Origin of the sequence: Nostoc sp. (genome assembly GCF_036917415.1) — a bacterium.
Classification (GTDB): Bacteria; Cyanobacteriota; Cyanobacteriia; order Cyanobacteriales; family Nostocaceae; genus Nostoc.
In genome coordinates, this window is record NZ_JBALDJ010000083.1 from 1 (window position 1) to 17,854 (window position 17,854).

A 17,854-nucleotide genomic window follows, 5' to 3' on the forward strand; every position below is an offset into this window, starting at 1 on the left:
GAATCCGCAAAAAACTAGACCAGTTTGATTGTTTACGAGATGCCATTGAGCATATCTTATATATTGCGTCCTAACCGCCTTGGCGGTTGCTATATCACTTGTCTTGCTTGCAACAGTAATATAGGAATCCGATTTGATTTATGAAAAAATCTAAGTATCTGTAGAGGGAGCCAGCCGCGTGGGCGGGTTTCCCGACTTGAGCGGACTGGCGTTGGCGTAAGAGTCTTCAGGATTGTAAGAATAACCAACAACTTGACCAGAGTTATTGATACCATGAGCCTCGCTAGAAGTATCGCCAGGTAAAATGCCAAGGTCAGTAATTTGACCATTCTGGTAAAGGAAAGCGTCATCAGTTGAGAAGTAGTCAATTTCGGTGTAGTCACTGCCATAACCGCCACCAGGAATTATGTACTCGTAAGACTTCGGAAAATAAGAATGACCAACGATAGCACCAGAGTCATTGATAGCTGTAGCATGGCTGTCACTATCTCCAAATAGAGTACCGAGATCAGTCACCTTACCATCACTGTAAAGAAAGGCATGAGAGGCAGAGCCAGCATTAGTGTAAAAATCACCAACAATAGCACCAGAATTATTGATAGCTATAGCGTTGCTGTAAATGCCTCCAATCAATGTGGTAAGGTCAGTGATGCTGTAACTGTTAGCAATTAAGCTTTGTGCATCACTCAATTCTGACTGCAAGCTAAGTCCAGGGCTACTGGAGTCAGCAGTATTTTTCAGTGTAATATTCCCAGCACTAATACTACCTTTCGTTTGAACCTGAAGTGAAGAACCAGTATAGTTGCCAAACTTAATATTATTGAATGCTGAAATTTGAACTTTTGTTGAGCCATCAGTACCTTTGAAGATAACTTGCTCAAAGCTAGAGTTTCTAAAGACTTCACCCACTCCATCGCCTGTTAGAGAAAAAGTTTCTGGATTGCCATTAGTATCTTGCAGAGTTAACTGAAAATCTTGATGACCATCAAAATCTCCAAACTTTCCTACTGATACCAAGGAGTCACTTGGTGAGTTAGCATCAGTACTCTTAACAGAATTGTTTGATAGGGAAGCTGTTTTGAAGGTAGGGCTACCTGTAGTGCTAACTAGAGGAGCATCTTTTGCATTTCCTGTGAGTGGGTCAAAATCTGTTGTGCTGTTATTGTTTGTACTATTGTTAATTAGCGATGAGGATGGAACACTCGTTAAAAAACTTGATTGTTTAAACAATGGCGAACCATCAAGAACATTGTCTACAAATTGAAGCTCATTTGCACTTAAGTCAGTTGCTCTTGTATCTAATGCTGAAATCCGGTCTAAATCAGAATAAATAGAAGTAGCGCTAGGAGATGTAAATGCCTGTTGAGAACTTAAAATCCCTAATGTACTATCTAAGGTCGAACTTAAAGATACATTGTCTAGTAGAGATTTTGTTAGGATTCCATCTGTACTAGACACAAACATACCACTAGTCAAGAATGTTTCAGTACTTTCCATTGCTAACCTTTTGCAATTAATGAATTATTTAAAATTAAAAGTAAATTAAATACTTGATTCAGAACAAGGCTGGCTTAGTAATAATTGAATCGATTATATTACCTTTAATATGATATTACTGTCATCCAAATGTGAGTTTATTGGCTAGTCACTAGCCAGACGAAGCAAACTGTTACTAAACAGGTATAGTATACTAAGATTTATTTCCAAGGTCAGCATGGCATATACCCTACAATCGTTGGCAAGATTTACCAGTCTTCTTTACTAAATAAATATATTTATAAGTCGAAAAACTCAGAGCAACGAAAACAACTGTATTCCTAGTAATATAAAACTTTTATGTATTTGGAAAGAGATAAATTCAGATAATTTTTGTGTGAAGCTTTTACTTATATAGGTTGCAAGTTTCTTAATATTTTTAAGTGAATGAGTGTAATCTACAACAAGTTTTGGTTTTTCAAAATCAAGTTTTATATCAAGGGAAGAAAATTAAATAATCAGAAATTTAACAGTGTATTTACTTATCTAATTAGAGAGATATTCTTTTTAAAATACGTAAATTCAACATTGTTTTGATGACAACTTATATTCAAAGCTGAAAGTTGATTAGCTTGCTTATATTATGCTGACGGCTATTTCGATTGTTATACCTGTTTATAATCGGGAGCGCTACCTTAGCGCTGCTATTGAGAGCGTCCTTGGGCAAACTCGTCGTGATTTTGAACTACTAATTTGGGACGATGGCTCAACAGACGATTCTTTAAATATTGCCCGCTATTATGCCAAACACAACGAACAGATAAAAGTTGTGGCAGCAGAGCATCTTGGGCAAACTCTCTCGCTCAAAGCAGCGCTTTCAATGACTTGTGGAACTTATCTTGGTTGGGTAGATAGCGATGACCTTTTGGCTCCAACTGCACTTGAAGAGACTACTACTGTTCTGGATACCAATCCAAAAATCGGACTTGTTTACACAGATTATGTCGTCATTGATGAGAATAACTTAGTGGTGGGTTCAGGGCAGCGTTGTCGCGTTCCCTACTCCGCAGACAGACTCTTAGTTGACTTTATGATTTTCCACTTTTGGCTAATGCGCCGTTGTGTCTACGAGCAAGTGGGTGGTATTGATTCTAATTCTGGACTCGCCCAAGATTATGATTTGTGTTTGCGACTTTCAGAAGCAACAGAAATACAACAACTCAAGCGTTCGCTGTACTATTACCGGAATCATTCTCTTGGTGTATCCAATCAAAAGCGAATCGAACTGATTTTTAGTTCTCAACAAGCTATTGCACGAGCGCTTCAGCGCCGAGGATTAGCTAACCGCTATGAAATTAACGTAGAAATTGTCGGTCGTTACTATCTAAAGCCCAAAAGTGGAATATGAACCGTTACGCTAAGGATTGAGTCAAGATAGTAGTAGAGACTTGTTTTGACGTTTTGGACGTGACCTGCATTAATAATCCAGTTACTCTTAGCTTGTCTAATATCCGAAGAATTGCTTCTCGCTGTTCTGTAAATAGAGGTGCTTGTAGAGGTACAGTAGTGATGAAATTTAACAAGTTTATACTTGATTGACTTGGAGGCAGTAAAGCTTTTTCAGAGAAGGTACGATCATTGTCTAAAAGCAAACCTACACATACAGAAAGTGCTTCGGTAACACTCATTTTATAAACTTCAGGATGCAGCACGACTTGCTTCCATAGAAAGCGAATAATTTGATTAGTATGACCCATTAGTGTATCAACACTACGCAGGTATTTCATTGCTAGGACAATTCTGGCTTCAGCAGGTGTCAGTGTCATTCCCACACCATTCGAGAGATGTTGGAGCCAAAAACACGCCTTTCCTTCCTGTCTTATTTGTATTGGTACTAAACTCCAAAAGCCCCAATTTAATCCCAGTAAAAACCTGTGTTCTGCTGACAATTGCTGAACCTGTTGTTCAGTTGCATAATGTTGAAAGCGTACAGCTATTTGTTTGAGGCTTTGAACTCGCTGCCAATAAGGAGTAGAGCGACTAGTTTGTGTCTCAGACCAATGATTGTAACGTACAGTCGCTGTAGGCACATTCAGAAAGCGCAACCCCAGAACAGATGCTAGGGTAAAGTATTCTAAGTCAGTGTTGATTTGTCTTTGAGGATGCCATGCTTGAATTTGGTTTAATTTTTGAGCCGCGCTCCGACAGAGTAGGTAAGCATGGGGAGGATGCCAGTATTGCAGCAATAAATACCGTAGTGGATCGTTGAGTTTTTCAGAGGGAAACACTAACTTGTATTGATACTGGTGATTCTGATAAAAACACCATTCCCAGCTTCCATAGGCAATATCAAACTGGCGGTTTTGTTCTAATGCATTTACCTGTAAGGCAATTTTATTAGGTGTCAGTTCGTCATCTGCATCTAACCATTGAATGTAGCTTCCTTGAGCTATCGTAAATCCGTGCTTACGAGCCAAATTTACTCCTATTTGCTGACACTCTGTAAAAATTACCCGATGTTCTGCAATCCTAGCCAATTGCTTGGCAATAGTAATGGAATCATCTGTGGAGTTGTTGTCAACAATAATAATTTCAATATGAGGGTAAGTCTGCTGCAAACAGCTTGATAAGCACCGTTCAATCATTTTTCCAGCATGATGACAGGGAATAATAATTGACACCAAAGGCTGCTGATGAATTTGGATGTCTAGTGTTTGCTTTTTTAAGCTTTTACCGATTAAAAAATCCTCTTTTGTTCTCTGAGATATTTTTGATTTTAAAAAACCAATGTTCTTATCCAATTTAATCAGACTGCTTGGCTCAGAAATAGGTGCTTCTTTGGCATTCTCTGTAAAAGACTCGGATAAGCCTTTGTATCGTAGCACCGCCAATCCATGTTTGAAGGGAGCGATTTTTATGAGTTCTAGTTCAGGAATTTCTTTCAACCACAGATTTACTATCTCGGTTTCCTGATACCTAGAATAATCGTCTAATAGTAGCCATGTCCCTGGTTGAATAAATGCTTTTAGTAAATGTGGAGCTGGATATCGCGCTCTTAAGGAGCTTTTCTTGAGGAGGCCCGTCCACCATAATCAGGTCGGCGGCTGCGTTCCCTCATATCTTTTTTAGTCTAAACTCCAAGCTCAAGAGTTGTTAGTAAATCGTGGCAGTACCCTCAGATGTCATCCTATCAAGTGGGAAGATACCAGCGAAAGGGCATTTGGTTTGCCAAATGAAGAACAATTGGTTGACATACCATATCAGTTTTCCATCTCCTCAAATGAACATGGTAGGGTTCATGGATTCTTTCTTAACGAGATTTTCTACATTGTTTGGCTAGACCCAAATCATTTGCTGTACGCCGCAAAAAATTAAGGAATCATTGTTACCTTTATTACTTTACGCGCCTTCATATCAGAAAACACCTGTTCTAAATCTTTTAATGGTCGCTGTTCGCTAATAAGTAACTCAAAAGGAATTTTGCGACTAGCTATGAGTGCCAGCGCCGATCGCACATACTCTGGTGTATTATGAAACACGCCTTTGATGGTAAGTTCGCTATAGTGCAGCTGTTCAGTACTGACGGCAATCCTGGTATCCCGTGGACATCCACCGAATAAGTTGACTGTTGCACCAGGACGGGCGCAGGCGATCGCAGTTTCCCAAACACTTGGTACACCAGTGGCTTCAATTACTACATCTGCACCCCATCCTTGGGTAAGTTCTTTCACTACACTGGGAATCTCTGGAATTTGATGATAATTAAAGGTCTGGGTTGCACCCAATTTCTGACCAATTTCTAGCCTGTGGTTATTACCTCCCCACAACAAAACTTCAGCTTTCTCACTCAAGGCTGCCACAAACATCAGCCCGATCGCCCCATCTCCCAACACAACTACTTTATCTTTGGGCTTAATATTTGAACGCGCTACGCCATGCAACACACAAGCTAAAGGTTCGGTCATGGCTGCCAATTCCCACGGCAACTCATCGGGAATCTGCAACAAATTATGCTCTACGATTGGTGCAGGAATTTTTAGGTATTGGGCAAAAGTCCCATTATTCCATGTCAAATTTGGACATAGGGAATATTCTTGGCGTTGACAAAAAAAACATTTCATGCATGGTGCAGAATTATTAGCGACGACGCGATCGCCTACTTGCCAATTTGTCACCCCTGTACCCACAGCAACAATTCGCCCAGCACCTTCATGACCAAATAGGGTTGGCGGTATCAGCATCCTGGCATGACCACCACGCCGCCAGACTTTCAAATCTGTACCACAAGTTGTTGCTGCCCCCACTTGGATTACAACTTCCCCAGTCGCCGGAGTCGGATCGCAAACTTCCTCTAAGCGGAAATCTTCTTGACCATAAAGTAACGCTGCTAACAAAACTTTAAACCTATCAATTAGCTCCATCTGATTTTACCAGTTGAGGCTTATTGATAGGTTTAAACTAAATCAGTATTGATTTTTAGTAGGTTTTATATGTTGAAAAACTAGGTATTCACCGCTGGCTGGGGAACCACTCCGGTGTTCCGGGTTTCCACATTAGGCAGGCGAGTAACAGTTAACAGCGGTACTTCTTGTCGGCACGACAGGCAAAACCAATATAGTTCACCATGACGGGCATGACGCAGGAGGGAACCACCGCAGCATGGGCAGGTGTTGGCTCTCGTACTCATACCAATATCCTCCTTAAAAAAATTGTTGTTTTAAGCTCAGTAAAAAAAGCAGTTAATTAAAACTGAATCTTAGCTGCATGAATGCGGCCATTCGATTCTATGCGGTCTTTTATAATTTGTCTGTAAACAGCTTCATATCCGTTAACCATTTGGCTAACACTAAAGTTGTTTTCTACGTGTTTTCGACAGGTTTGACGATTGAGTTCCAAAGCTAGTGGAATCATTGTCGCCATTTCTGCATAGCTATTGCAGATAAAACCTGTTTTACCGTGGGCAATCACTTCAGGTACAGAACCTAAATTCATCGCAATCACTGGTGTACCAGTTGCCATTGATTCAGTCATTACTAACCCAAAAGGTTCTTGCCAGTTAATGGGGAAAAGAGTAATCGCAGCATTGCCCAAAAGTTCAGTTTTTTGGGCGTGGTTAATTTCGCCGAGATATTCGATTTGCTGACCATCTATGTGGGGGACAATCTCTTGTTCAAAAAACTCCGAATGGACTGCATCAACTTTTCCTGCCATCTTCAAGCGCCAACCACTCTGTTTAGCAATGGCGATCGCATATTGCGGGCCTTTTTCTGGCGAAAAACGACCTAAAAATGCCAAATATGGAGGTTCTGACGGTTGGACTACAAATGGGTAATCTGCTAGCTGAATTCCGTTATAAACCGTGCCAACATAATTAAGATCGATTTGACGCTGCGAGTTACTAATGCTGATGTATGGTTGCTTTTGGTGGTAGCTAAATGCGTGACGGTTGTCAGTTGTAAAATTATTGTGCAGGGTGTGGACTGTAGAAGTTGCTGTTATCAAACTCGCTAAAGGTAATGCCGAAATCCCTACATGAGAATGGATAATATCGAATTGGTCAGCACGCTGGTAAACTTGGCTTAGTTCTAACATTTCATACACTGCATACTCTTTCACATTTGGGTCTAAGCGCAATGCACGTGGATAAACTGCTTCTAAATGAGCCAAAGTTTGAGAATCGCCAGAGGCAAATAAAGTTACCTCATGACCGCGACGAACAAGTTCATCAGTCAAGCGACTCACTACCAGTTCGATTCCTCCATAATTAGGAGGTGGAACCCTTTCCCATAAGGGGGCAACTTGAGCGATTTTCATAAGTTTTTCTGGTTCAGTCTATGAAATTGTCCTCAATATAATGAGCGACATCATTATTTTATGAGTAAAGAGCATTTGTACTTACTCTTTTGACATTTAAATTAACCTAACAGGCTAACAAAAGCGCAATAACGGTTAACCGTCCCGCAAATTTTCTACCGACAAATCTAACGGACTATCGGCAAAAGTCAACTCTGAGCTACACTTCTAACCCTATAGCTAACCTATTACTTGTTACATCTGCCTTGGGGATCATAATCAGGTAGAATATTTTGTAGCAGAACTTACAAAATGGAATATTTTGTAGCTGACAATACTAAAATATTGAATGGGATCAAGTCATTAAAGCTTCATTTAAAGGTAATTAGCAAAGGGAACAGAAATTATAAATATTAAGTAATTGTACAATAATTACATAATTTGTAATTAGTAATTTAGAAAAAATCTGATAATTAACTAATGAAAATCGCTACTTGGAACGTCAACTCAATTCGCACTCGCCTTGAACAGGTTATCGATTGGTTAACCCTGAATCCCGTTGATGTTCTCTGCTTGCAAGAAACCAAAGTTGTGGATGCTGAATTTCCGCGATCGCCTTTTGAGCAGTTAGGCTATAACCTTTATATATCAGGACAAAAATCTTATAACGGCGTAGCCCTGATTAGCCGCCAGCCACTCCTAGATGTCAGTAGCGGGTTTAGGGCGATTTTGCCAGATTTACATCACGAATGGGACGAGCAAAAGCGCGTGATTACAGGTGTAATTGATGGTATTCGGATTATAAACTTATATGTTCCTAATGGCGCAGCCGTAGGAACTGAGAAATACGAATACAAACTGCGCTGGTTGACAGCGCTACACGAGTATTTGCGATTGCTCGTGCTGTCTCAACCTGCAATTTGTGTGTGCGGCGACTTCAATATCGCCTTGGAAGATAAGGATATTCACGAGCAAGTGAGTACAGAAAATCACATTATGGCAACAGAAACAGAGCGCCAAGCCTTACGGGATATTCTGAAACTGGGATTTGCCGATGCTTTTCGCAAATTCACCACAGAAGGTGGAAATTATAGCTGGTGGGATTATCGTTCCGCCGCCTTCCGTCGTAACTTAGGTTGGCGAATTGACCATCACTATCTTACACCCATCCTGTATGAGCGTGCGACAAGTTGCATCATTGATGTTGCACCCAGAAAGTTAACTCAACCTAGCGACCATGTGCCAGTTATTGTGGAATTTTGAGTGGGGATTGGGGAAAAACTTGCTGCAACTTCTCCTATAGTCCCTTATTTCCATGCTCCATGCCCCAATACGGTTTAGTTAAGGCTTAATTCTTTATCAAAGTAATTTTTTAACAAACCGCAAAGGCGCAAAGAACGCAAAGGAAGAGAAGAAAGAAATGCTTAACTGAACTGTATTGCTCCATGCCCTATGCCCAATTAATCAATCAATTTAACGGCTTATATATATCTTCAGAACTAGGATTGAGATAAGGACGCTGTAAATCTATTAGGTGTCGCGCAAAATGTTGGTCAATAACCCTCATCCGTTCCTCCATTGCATTTTTACCTTTTTGCCAAGCTTCCAATAAAGCATTAGCGACGATTTGGCAACGGTTCATCCCAAAACTTTCTTGTGCCGCAAATTTTTGGGTTGGTTCTTCGGCTAAACCTAACCCTGGGGCTAAAAATTTGGTAAACAAAGGAATTTCGGGCTGGAAATGGGATTGATTTTCGATATAAACAGTCTGAAGGATTGTGCGGATTGCTGGATAGTCGGGGAGTTCAAAGTAGAGTAGTCCCGAATCATAGCGTCCGTATGCAGAGGGTTTGTGGAGAACCTGAAAGCTAAAGGGAATCGAGGCTGCATTTAGTTGCAGCGTCAAGCTTTCCATGAGAGCGATCGCACCAGATGCCGTAAAGTTAAAGTAAATTCGCCCTCCTCCTAAATCAGCATCTGGGTTACTCTGCCGTTCTTGTCCAACATTGCTAACTGCTAAGTAACAGCCATTTTGCAGTCGATTTTTGGGCATCCAGATTGCTACCATATCACCCACTTTGGTAGATTTCTTACTGGATTCTAGATGGCAGTCTGGCTCAACATAAAGTGTTAAACCGCCTTTAGTCACAGCCATAGTCCCATCAGGTTCTTTCCGTAACATCTGCCATTGAGGGTCAAAGTAACCTATGCCGTGATTACTGGCGTGCAGTTGCTCGTAAAAGTCCCAGTCAATCTCCAAAATAGAATTATCTGCTAAATTATGCTTTGGCAGCCGATTAGTATTATCAGTATTGATTGCCAAAGTACTTTGCAGGGAGCCATTGTAATAGATTCCATAGAGAAAATTTCGTAGTAGGAGAGTAAGATACTTCTGTTGTAAATCTACTGAATTATGCTGAAATCTATCGGCTATTTTAGTTGGCAGAGCGAAGGGTTGATAATTGGGATGGTAAATACAAAAATTGGACTCAATCTGGATGTTCTGAGCAATATCAAACAAAGAATTTAGCATTAATCCATTCAGAAATCAAATTTTAAGAAAATAGAATTCAGGAGTCAGAATTCAAAATTAAATTCTGTGTGACTGGCGTGGTAGCGCAATTTTAATTTTTGTATCAACAACCACGTAGTCGAGTTTTTTCGTAATAAATCCGAAGTAACTGCTGCTCCTTTACAGGCTGAGGAAATTTTTGAATCTTTGCCACAGGATTCAGGATTTCTGACTCTGATATCCCAAAGATGGTCAATACAGCTTGTTCTGGCATTACAAGTAAACTTTTAGCTACTTGCAGCATACAGACTTCAGCATTATTAAAGTGTTTTTGGCACGTAATCATTTCTTGAATTTGATGAATTAGTGCCAGCCCCGCAAACTGGATAACCCGCGAAATAAAGTCACTGCGGTATTCCAAAATCATCGGGAAAGCATTTATATAAGCCCTAATTAAGGCAATAATTGAAGGTTGTAAAATCTCTAACGGTGTTAACGCCAAATGTAGAGATTCTTCTAGCTCAATGGTGGGGTCTACAACCAGACTCTTAAGCCAAATTTCTAAATAGCTTGCCAGTAAAGTTCCTAAATCAAAGGCTGGGTCTCCCCAAGAACAAGTTTCCCAGTCAATTAGTCGTACAAGACAATTGTCTAGTTGCTCCCATCTGGAATGAACCAAAATGTTGTTCAATTTCAGGTCATTGTGAGTTAAGCAGCAAGGATTCCAGCTATATGCCAAATCTGCGATCGCAGATGACAAACTCTCGTATTGTTGATAGAGAACATAGAATTTCAGTGCATCCGTGGGAATAGTCCCAAAAATCTCCGGCCCAATTGACCCTACCCCTTGGGCTGGATTGTAAAAGCCATAGCGAAACTCTCCTTGGGGAGCAGTTGCCATAAAATCCCGATATTCTCGGCGGTTGTAGGTGGCGCGATGCAGTCCCGCCAAAGTTGTGCCGATGGCAGAGGCAATTTCTTGTGGAAAAATCTCATTGTTGTGGTAGAATGTCGCAAGCTCTAGATATTCACTCAAGTAGCTACGGACAAGAATCGAATTTTCTTCGTCAAAATGCACTACCAATGGCGCGTGGTTTACCGCCGTAGGCATTGCTGAAGTATTACCTAGAACTGGAAACTGTTGTAGCAACTGGTGAAACAGCCACTCCTGAAACAATTCATGAGGCGCGCCGTCATTGTTGTTAACGTTACGTTCTTGTTTCAGGAGCAGTTGGCGATTATCTGCTAAAGTCACTAGTAAATTGAAATTGTTCTGACTACTTCCTGGCAACTCAGATTTGTCTGATGAGCCATCTTCTGAGCTACACAGACCCGCGTCTTGCAGATACTGGATAACGTTATGAGAAGACAGTGATAATACCATGTATTATTTCCTACTTCATTAAATTACTTAAACTTATCGTGTCAAATTTGCTTGGTCTTAAGAGTTTTCAGTAGATAGGAACTAATGCAAGAAGAGAGATGTGAATAACTATAAAGATTTCTACAATCTACTAATATCCCATATTTGGGAGAAAAACTTGCCAAAATGGCACCAAGTCCTTTGCAATTCCTTTAAAATTTGCTCCAAGATACCTTGACATCTTTACACTTTATCAGCATAGTTACTTAGATACATCTACAGTAAGTTTTGTGGTAGAGCCTTTTTTTGTGGCTCCATCTCCTTTTTTTGTGGCAAAGAAGCATCCCCAGCAAAAAACTGATTGGCGGCAGATGTTATGTGATGTTCAGTAGTCATCCTCAAAGCAGCGAAGAATTTCAGTAATCCTTAGCGGTACGAAGCACGAGATTCAACACTATTACTTTTATTTATCATCACAAAGCTAAAAAAACCGGAATTTTTTGGCAATTAATAATTATTTTTTGATTTAATTTTTAAAATTGATGTCTGGAATGCTTGTTATTACGTTATTTTTGTCACCTACAAATTGTAGATGACTATGGGCGATCGCAAACAAAGCTACATGAGTGCATCTTATGAAACTGTACTTTAACCGAGGTGCGAAATTGTCTTAGCCAGGGGTAACAAGTCACGGTAATATAAATGTACTAATAGAATCAAAGCAGGGAAAGTTATGCCATACCAAAAAAACAGGAGGATGGTTATTGCTTAGAGACTAATGCTACCTTAAAGCCACAAATTGATTCACCATCACCGCCAATGCCAGCATACCCAAAATCGTCATTAATCCCGCAGGCATAAACTTGCGTGTTTTTGCCAGTCGAAATGCAAAGAAAACTACTAAAACAGCAGTAACTAACACTGCTAAAATCGCACCCCAAGTTTGTCCTTGGAGTTGAAAGTAAGCGGCAAGTATTAGTAATAAACCGCTAATGCTACCACTTAGGAGTGAAACTCTACTTGTAGCTTGAATATAGCCAATAATCCCACCAACAATCGCTAATATACCGTAGGCAAAAGCAGCAACTATACCTAAATTCATTGTTAAAACCTATGTAGACTTTGACTTTACTGCCAGGGTCAGCAGACAATTTACCATAGCTATTTAGCTATACCACACAGTTGATTGATGGATAATCTAGCGATACCAATGGCAAGTACTTCCTTATATACAAAGGTTCAATATCTCCAGCGCCAAGCAGCCTCACTCTTACTGTACCAGTCTGTTCTCCAAGGCGAAGTCGGAATAGCATTTTTGGAACTGTTGCAAGCTATACGTTACACTAACACCGATGCACGGGGTTGTCTCCAAGCCTACGGCAGTTACTTCCACGTTTTAGCTGCTAGAAATCAAAACTGGGAAGACTATTTAATTACTCAACTTCTTTTCTGTGAGAATCCCTTCACAAAGCTGGCGGGAGTGCGAGAATTTGAAGATTTACCGCCAGCTTTAGTAGCAGCAGTTCAGCATGATTTACAAATATTACAAAGTCTCTATGAATGTAGCAGTGCTTCTTTGAGCGAGTGGGTACAAGACGTAGCTTATATGCCAATTTCACCAGTAGTGTGGTATAAAGAGCAAGAATTGGTAGGAGTAGAGACAAAATTCACTACATATCTACAAGAGTTAGATAATTGGGGTGATGGTGTAGAAGAGTTAGCAGCTTATTATCGGCAATGTGGCTCTGGTTTATTTGCAGAATATCGCGCTTTACGATGGCAATCTGGGCAGTTTATCGGTATTAGGTATTCTGACCCGGTTAAACTAAGTGCGCTTGTCGGTTACGAATCTCAAAAAGATGCTTTGCTGAAAAATACAGAGTTTTTATTATCAGGAGAGATGGCACTGCATGTATTACTTTACGGTAGTCGCGGTTCTGGCAAATCTTCTTTGGTGAAATCTTTGTTGAATGAATATAGCAATCGCAGCCTCCGCTTACTGGAAGTGGCAAAATCTGATTTAAAAGACTTACCAGAAATTGTGGAACATTTACGGGGTGTGTCACAAAAATTTATTATCTTTGTCGATGACCTTTCATTTGAAGAAGATGATGATGCTTTTAAGGCCCTCAAGGTAGTTTTAGAAGGTAATTTAACCGCGCGGCCTCAAAATGTCGTGGTGTACGCTACTTCTAATCGCCGCCACCTGATTCGGGAGTTTTTTGTGGATAGACCTACCCCCAAGGATAATGAGGAAATCCATGCTTGGGATACGATGCAGGAGAAGCTTTCGTTTAGCGATCGCTTTGGTTTAACCTTGACTTTTGAACCAGCCAATCAGAAAACTTATTTAAAAATTGTACAACATCTAGTGACACAAGCTGAAATTAATATTACCCAAGAAGATTTGGAATTTCAGGCATTACAATGGGCAACTCGTCATAATGGTCGTTCTGGACGTACAGCACGGCAGTTTGTTGATTTTTTAAAAGCAGATTTAACACTTTTTAATACAGGTAACAATACATCCAGCACGTAGGATGAAATTTTATTGGTGATTGGACTTTTATGTGATTTACACAACAATGTTATGCATCATTAAGTAAAATTAAATATTTGAGAACAACTATGAGACTAAAGTTGACAAAAATGCTTTATTTCATTAAACAAAATAAGGGATTAAAAACCAATTACGTTAAGTATTTTATATGTATATAATTTTTAATTAAGAATTACTATGAGAGCTACTTATTCAGATAATTTAACTACGCTAAAAACCAGCAATATGCAATCAGTAACGATCAGCAATCGATTTATACTAGTGATAGTTGCCTTTAGTGTGAGTTTTGGTCTTAGCCTTGTCCCAAGTTGGGATTTTAATAAAGCCTTTCTCACAGGTGTAATTACTGCCGTTACTATCCATACAACAGCATTATTCATAGACAAGCGACGCAGAAATTATGAAATGTTTGTTTTAGGTTCTCTCCGCAAGCGAATTAAAGATATGGAGGGATTAAAGGCTCGTGTTGTCAGAGAAATAAATCAAATTGAAGAACATCATAATTTACTCTATGCTGAATCACAACAGTTGCAAAATCAAGTCATAGAAAGCCGTAGCCAAAGAGATAGTCTACATCGAGAATTAAGAACATTTGCAGGACAAAAGAAGCAATTAGAAACAGAAGTTAGTAGCCTGCAAACTGAAATTAATAATTTGCAGAACAATCAAACTGAATTGAACAATGCTTTTTCTATCCTCACAGCAGAGAAACGCCGTTTAGAGTCAAATTGTAATGTATCTCGCGCTGAAATCACTCAATTGCAAAGTCAAATTTCCGAACTACAGCAGGAGAAACAAGAAGTTGAAAGCAATTTAACTCTTTTAGGCAGACTCAAACCCCAATTAGAAGAAAAATTATACGAACTGCGAATTGCAATTCAAGAACTAGAAGTTGAGACAACCCAAAAAACTCAATTGCTTGTAGCAACAAAAACCGAAAGAGAAAATATCCAAGCTATCCTGAATTCTTCACAAACGCAACTAGCAGAACAAAAAGCCGAATCACAGCAGTTGCAAGGGCAAATTTCATTATTGCAACAAGAACGAGACTCATTACAAAATCAAGTATGGGAATTACTACAACAAGTAGAAACATTCAATCCAGAGCCTTTGTCTGATAATTTCCAAGAAGATGATACTGAATTGTTTCCTTTTTCGGAAATAATGGAAACTACAGCAGTCATAGACAATTCGGAAATTGATATATCAGAGAATATACCTGAAGAATGGACTAATTTTTTACAAAATCTCCCAGTATACGAACTACAAGTATTAAAAGCTATAGTCGAACAAGATAATCCCAAGGCTGCTATTAAAAAAATTGCCGAAGCAAACATCACTATGCCGAATCTATTAATCGATTCTATAAATGAACGGGCAAATGATACTATTGGTGAATTAATAATTAATACAGATTCGGAAAAGATAGAAGTTGAGCCTGAGCATATTACCCATGTCAAAAAAATGATTGCAATGCATGAAAGCCTCATGACTAGACATGCTTCGTCAAATTAAATTGTTATTGCTGTCGTAAGATTTAGTAGTAAGATGATATTCCTTACCTACTTGCTGCGTGCTTCTGCGTTTAGAATACAGTGAAGTGTAATACATGGCAAAGCTCAAAATCTCTAAAAAAATCTCCACTGCTTTAATCAATTCCCTTGGTGCGGGGGTAGTACCAAGAGTGGGAGTTGAATATATTGCAGTAGGTCGAGAAAAAGAACTAAAAAGCCTATTACAAAATCTCGATGATATTGCAGAAGGTGTAGCAGCATTTCGCTTCATAATTGGTAACTACGGTTCTGGCAAAAGTTTTTTACTGCAACTAATCCGCAACCGTGCTATGGAGCAAGGTTTTGTAGTAGCTGATGCTGATTTATCCTCTGAACGCCGATTAGCTGGAAGCAACCATGAAGGTGTCGCCACCTATCGAGAATTAATGAGTCACCTAGCTACAAAAACTCGTCCTGATGGTGGTGCTTTAGTTTCGATTTTAGAAGGATGGATTAATAAAATTCAACAAGAAGTGGTTAAAGAAACTGAAATGCGTCCGAATGACGATGGTTTTGATGACCAAGTTGAATCAAAAATTAGGGAAGTAGTTCAGGATATTGAAGATTTAGTTCACGGTTTCGATTTTGGTAGCGTGATTATCGCTTATTGGCGTGGCTATCGATTGGATGATGATAATTTAAAAAATGCGGCAATGCGCTGGTTGCGTGGAGAATTTACTACTAAAGTTGAGGCGAAAGCAGCTTTAGGAGTGCGCGTCATTATTGATGATGATAGTTGGTATGACTACATCAAACTGTTTGCTAAATTTGTCGCTGAAATTGGTTATAAAGGACTGTTAATTTTAGTTGATGAAGCCGTACATTTATATCAAATATCTACCACAGTCACGCGTGAAAAGAATTATAATCGACTCCTCGCAATGTTTAACGACACGATGCAATGCAAGGCAGAACATCTTGGCATTGTCGTTGGTGGAACAACTAAATTTTTAGAAGATCCCAAACGGGGACTTTTTGCAGACCAAGCTTGGCAAAGACGCACAAAAGAAAGTCGTTTTGTTGCACAAGCTAATGTTCAGGAACATTTAGGACCAGTGATTCGGCTAAATCCGTTGAGTGAAGCAGAAATCTTGACCCTTTTGCAACGTTTAACTGAGATTCATGCACTCAATTTTGGGTATGAACAGACTTTGATAAATCGTGAGTTAAAGGAGTTTGTGCAAGAAATTATTAATCGCTTGGGTGCAGAAGCATTACTGACACCAGGGGAAATTGTGCGAGATTTTATGAGTGTGCTGAATCTTCTTCACCAAAATCCAGGAATTGCGTTTGGTGAATTAATTCATGGCTCTAAATTTAAACCTACTGCTATGGGTAAAGATGCAGATGTCGATGAAGATAATGCAGCAGAATTTAGTTTGTGATATTTTCATTAATGAAATATGCCAAAACTAGCATTTTGTAAAAGATGAGTCCTTTATTAAAGCTAGTAGAGTGGGTTGGAAGTTTGCTGGATGATTTGAGAGAGTTTCCAGAAGAAGTTCAACAAAGGAATGCTTGTTTAGGGATTTCCAAGAAATAGAATTATCCAAGAAAATGAACCACAGAGGCGCAGAGGGCAGAGAGAAATGAAGAAGAGAATCGCATTAACAAAATCATTCACTAGCACCCTCTGGAAACAACCGACTCAAATCTAATAATGCATCTTCAAATCCAGGAATCGCCACTGACTGGTTAGATAAATAAATCTGCTTGCTGAGATAGCTAAACTTACTTTGAGCATTTTGATACGGCTGGCTATGACGCTCAAGTTGACGAGTCGGCAAATTCACAATCCAGTAATGAGAAATTCCGGCTTCTGCATACAATGACAGCTTGGTTGTTTGGTCGTAATCTAGGGTTTTATCCGAAATTTCGATCGCTAACAAAATATCTTCGGGATAAGGATGATGAGCGAGATAATCTTCATCTCTTCCTCGTGCAATGACAACATCCGGCTCAGGCTCACTTTGATTAGGAAGGGTGATAGGATCTTGTCCACGGATGACTGCTCGATCGCCTAAAAGCCGATCCAATTGACGGCATAGGATAGAACTACAAACTGTATGAGGTGTTCCCTTTGCTGTCATTTGAATCAGTTCTCCTCGAATTAATTCAATATGATTGGCCTCTGTCAGAAATCCGAGTTCAATCAATTGATGGTATTCCGCGATTGTAAATCGCTTAGGTGTTACAGCATTCATGACGTTTTTTAGTTTGTCTAATCACTTAACTTGCCAGTACTATTGAGATAGTTTTTTGAGTACATTTTGAACCTCATCTGCCCTTTCTGGAGTAAGTTCAATGTAGCTTTCAGCCGCTATTTTGAGATATTTTTTGAATATGTCTTCAGAAACTATTTTATCTTCATCAAGATGGCTAAAGCGAACCCCATCAAATATATCATCCTCATCTTCACAAGGAAATGCACACATGGCATATTCATCACCATAACCAGTACCTTCAAGAAGATAATTTAATGCTTTAAGGAAAGAGATACCTCCTATTGCATTAAAGTATGACTTGACTATCCAAAGTGGATCGGTTCTATAGTCTATGTCAAATAATTGTCCGATCATAAAAAATAAGATGCGTTT

Annotated in this window: 16 protein-coding genes; 6 read left to right on the top strand and 10 right to left on the bottom strand. The window is 39.5% G+C overall.

Going from position 1 to position 17,854, the window contains the following annotated elements; genetic code table 11:
• Positions 1–150: 150 nt before the first annotated feature.
• Positions 151–1,497 carry a hypothetical protein gene (locus V7K41_RS17495; RefSeq protein WP_334850110.1) on the bottom strand — a complete coding sequence of 449 codons (1,347 nt, stop codon included), beginning with the start codon at positions 1,495–1,497 and terminating at the stop codon, positions 151–153.
• Positions 1,498–2,119: 622 nt separating this feature from the next.
• Here V7K41_RS17495 and V7K41_RS17500 point away from each other — a divergent pair.
• Complete coding sequence (locus tag V7K41_RS17500) at positions 2,120–2,884, top strand: glycosyltransferase (protein WP_334850112.1); 765 nt, start codon at positions 2,120–2,122, stop codon at positions 2,882–2,884.
• A 4-nt stretch (positions 2,885–2,888) separates the two neighbouring features.
• Here V7K41_RS17500 and V7K41_RS17505 read toward each other — a convergent pair whose 3' ends face one another.
• Complete coding sequence (locus tag V7K41_RS17505) at positions 2,889–4,421, bottom strand: glycosyltransferase family 2 protein (protein WP_334850114.1); 1,533 nt, start codon at positions 4,419–4,421, stop codon at positions 2,889–2,891.
• Between the two features lie 205 nt (positions 4,422–4,626).
• Between V7K41_RS17505 and V7K41_RS17510 the strand changes: the two genes are divergently transcribed.
• The gene (locus V7K41_RS17510; protein ID WP_334850115.1) at positions 4,627–4,851 is read left to right on the top strand and encodes a hypothetical protein; all 225 of its coding nucleotides are present in this window, start codon (positions 4,627–4,629) and stop codon (positions 4,849–4,851) included.
• On the opposite strand, the gene V7K41_RS17515 is transcribed toward V7K41_RS17510, so the two are convergent.
• From V7K41_RS17515 to V7K41_RS17525, 3 genes are all read right to left on the bottom strand, one after another.
• Entirely contained in the window at positions 4,848–5,870 is a 1,023-nt protein-coding gene (locus V7K41_RS17515; protein ID WP_334850211.1) for a zinc-dependent alcohol dehydrogenase, read from the bottom strand. The two genes, V7K41_RS17510 and V7K41_RS17515, sit on opposite strands and share 4 nt — an antisense overlap.
• Positions 5,871–5,977: 107 nt before the next feature.
• Positions 5,978–6,163, bottom strand: coding sequence for a hypothetical protein (locus V7K41_RS17520; protein ID WP_181931823.1), 186 nt, complete (start codon positions 6,161–6,163; stop codon positions 5,978–5,980).
• A gap of 56 nt (positions 6,164–6,219) precedes the next feature.
• Positions 6,220–7,290 (bottom strand): glycosyltransferase family 4 protein, encoded by a 1,071-nt coding sequence (locus V7K41_RS17525; RefSeq protein ID WP_334850117.1) that lies wholly within the window; start codon positions 7,288–7,290, stop codon positions 6,220–6,222.
• A gap of 459 nt (positions 7,291–7,749) precedes the next feature.
• Between V7K41_RS17525 and xth the strand changes: the two genes are divergently transcribed.
• Positions 7,750–8,532, top strand: coding sequence for an exodeoxyribonuclease III (gene xth, locus V7K41_RS17530; RefSeq protein WP_334850118.1), 783 nt, complete (start codon positions 7,750–7,752; stop codon positions 8,530–8,532).
• A 205-nt stretch (positions 8,533–8,737) separates the two neighbouring features.
• Here xth and V7K41_RS17535 read toward each other — a convergent pair whose 3' ends face one another.
• The 3 genes from V7K41_RS17535 to V7K41_RS17545 form a co-directional block, all read right to left on the bottom strand.
• Positions 8,738–9,802, bottom strand: coding sequence for a T3SS effector HopA1 family protein (locus V7K41_RS17535; RefSeq protein WP_334850120.1), 1,065 nt, complete (start codon positions 9,800–9,802; stop codon positions 8,738–8,740).
• Between the two features lie 103 nt (positions 9,803–9,905).
• Positions 9,906–11,165 carry a phosphotransferase family protein gene (locus tag V7K41_RS17540; protein WP_334850122.1) on the bottom strand — a complete coding sequence of 420 codons (1,260 nt, stop codon included), beginning with the start codon at positions 11,163–11,165 and terminating at the stop codon, positions 9,906–9,908.
• A 760-nt stretch (positions 11,166–11,925) separates the two neighbouring features.
• On the bottom strand, positions 11,926–12,246 hold the full coding sequence (locus V7K41_RS17545) for a TMEM14 family protein (protein ID WP_334850124.1): 321 nt from the start codon (positions 12,244–12,246) through the stop codon (positions 11,926–11,928).
• 87 nt (positions 12,247–12,333) lie between these two features.
• Here V7K41_RS17545 and V7K41_RS17550 point away from each other — a divergent pair, with 87 nt between their 5' ends.
• From V7K41_RS17550 to V7K41_RS17560, 3 genes are all read left to right on the top strand, one after another.
• Complete coding sequence (locus V7K41_RS17550) at positions 12,334–13,683, top strand: ATP-binding protein (protein ID WP_334850125.1); 1,350 nt, start codon at positions 12,334–12,336, stop codon at positions 13,681–13,683.
• A 246-nt stretch (positions 13,684–13,929) separates the two neighbouring features.
• The gene (locus tag V7K41_RS17555; protein WP_334850127.1) at positions 13,930–15,219 is read left to right on the top strand and encodes a tellurite resistance TerB C-terminal domain-containing protein; all 1,290 of its coding nucleotides are present in this window, start codon (positions 13,930–13,932) and stop codon (positions 15,217–15,219) included.
• A 94-nt stretch (positions 15,220–15,313) separates the two neighbouring features.
• Positions 15,314–16,642: an ATP-binding protein gene (locus tag V7K41_RS17560; protein ID WP_334850129.1), complete on the top strand. Its 1,329-nt coding sequence runs from the start codon at positions 15,314–15,316 to the stop codon at positions 16,640–16,642.
• A gap of 231 nt (positions 16,643–16,873) precedes the next feature.
• Here V7K41_RS17560 and V7K41_RS17565 read toward each other — a convergent pair whose 3' ends face one another.
• Positions 16,874–17,461, bottom strand: coding sequence for a Uma2 family endonuclease (locus V7K41_RS17565; RefSeq protein ID WP_334850131.1), 588 nt, complete (start codon positions 17,459–17,461; stop codon positions 16,874–16,876).
• Positions 17,462–17,500: 39 nt separating this feature from the next.
• Positions 17,501–17,836, bottom strand: a complete 336-nt coding sequence (cdiI, locus tag V7K41_RS17570) for a ribonuclease toxin immunity protein CdiI (RefSeq protein WP_334850133.1) — start codon at positions 17,834–17,836, stop codon at positions 17,501–17,503.
• Between the last annotated feature and the right edge of the window lie 18 nt (positions 17,837–17,854).

Excerpts from the sequence above, each read along its gene's own strand:
- V7K41_RS17540 (WP_334850122.1), bottom strand. The coding sequence starts at position 11,165 with ATGGTATTATCACTGTCTTCTCATAACGTTATCCAGTATCTGCAAGAC.
- V7K41_RS17520 (WP_181931823.1), bottom strand. The coding sequence starts at position 6,163 with ATGAGTACGAGAGCCAACACCTGCCCATGCTGCGGTGGTTCCCTCCTG.
- V7K41_RS17555 (WP_334850127.1), top strand. The coding sequence starts at position 13,930 with ATGCAATCAGTAACGATCAGCAATCGATTTATACTAGTGATAGTTGCC.
- xth (WP_334850118.1), top strand. The coding sequence starts at position 7,750 with ATGAAAATCGCTACTTGGAACGTCAACTCAATTCGCACTCGCCTTGAA.
- V7K41_RS17500 (WP_334850112.1), top strand. The coding sequence starts at position 2,120 with ATGCTGACGGCTATTTCGATTGTTATACCTGTTTATAATCGGGAGCGC.
- V7K41_RS17560 (WP_334850129.1), top strand. The coding sequence starts at position 15,314 with ATGGCAAAGCTCAAAATCTCTAAAAAAATCTCCACTGCTTTAATCAAT.
- V7K41_RS17495 (WP_334850110.1), bottom strand. The coding sequence starts at position 1,497 with ATGGAAAGTACTGAAACATTCTTGACTAGTGGTATGTTTGTGTCTAGT.
- cdiI (WP_334850133.1), bottom strand. The coding sequence starts at position 17,836 with ATGATCGGACAATTATTTGACATAGACTATAGAACCGATCCACTTTGG.
- V7K41_RS17545 (WP_334850124.1), bottom strand. The coding sequence starts at position 12,246 with ATGAATTTAGGTATAGTTGCTGCTTTTGCCTACGGTATATTAGCGATT.
- V7K41_RS17565 (WP_334850131.1), bottom strand. The coding sequence starts at position 17,461 with ATGAATGCTGTAACACCTAAGCGATTTACAATCGCGGAATACCATCAA.
- V7K41_RS17550 (WP_334850125.1), top strand. The coding sequence starts at position 12,334 with ATGGATAATCTAGCGATACCAATGGCAAGTACTTCCTTATATACAAAG.
- V7K41_RS17535 (WP_334850120.1), bottom strand. The coding sequence starts at position 9,802 with ATGCTAAATTCTTTGTTTGATATTGCTCAGAACATCCAGATTGAGTCC.
- V7K41_RS17525 (WP_334850117.1), bottom strand. The coding sequence starts at position 7,290 with ATGAAAATCGCTCAAGTTGCCCCCTTATGGGAAAGGGTTCCACCTCCT.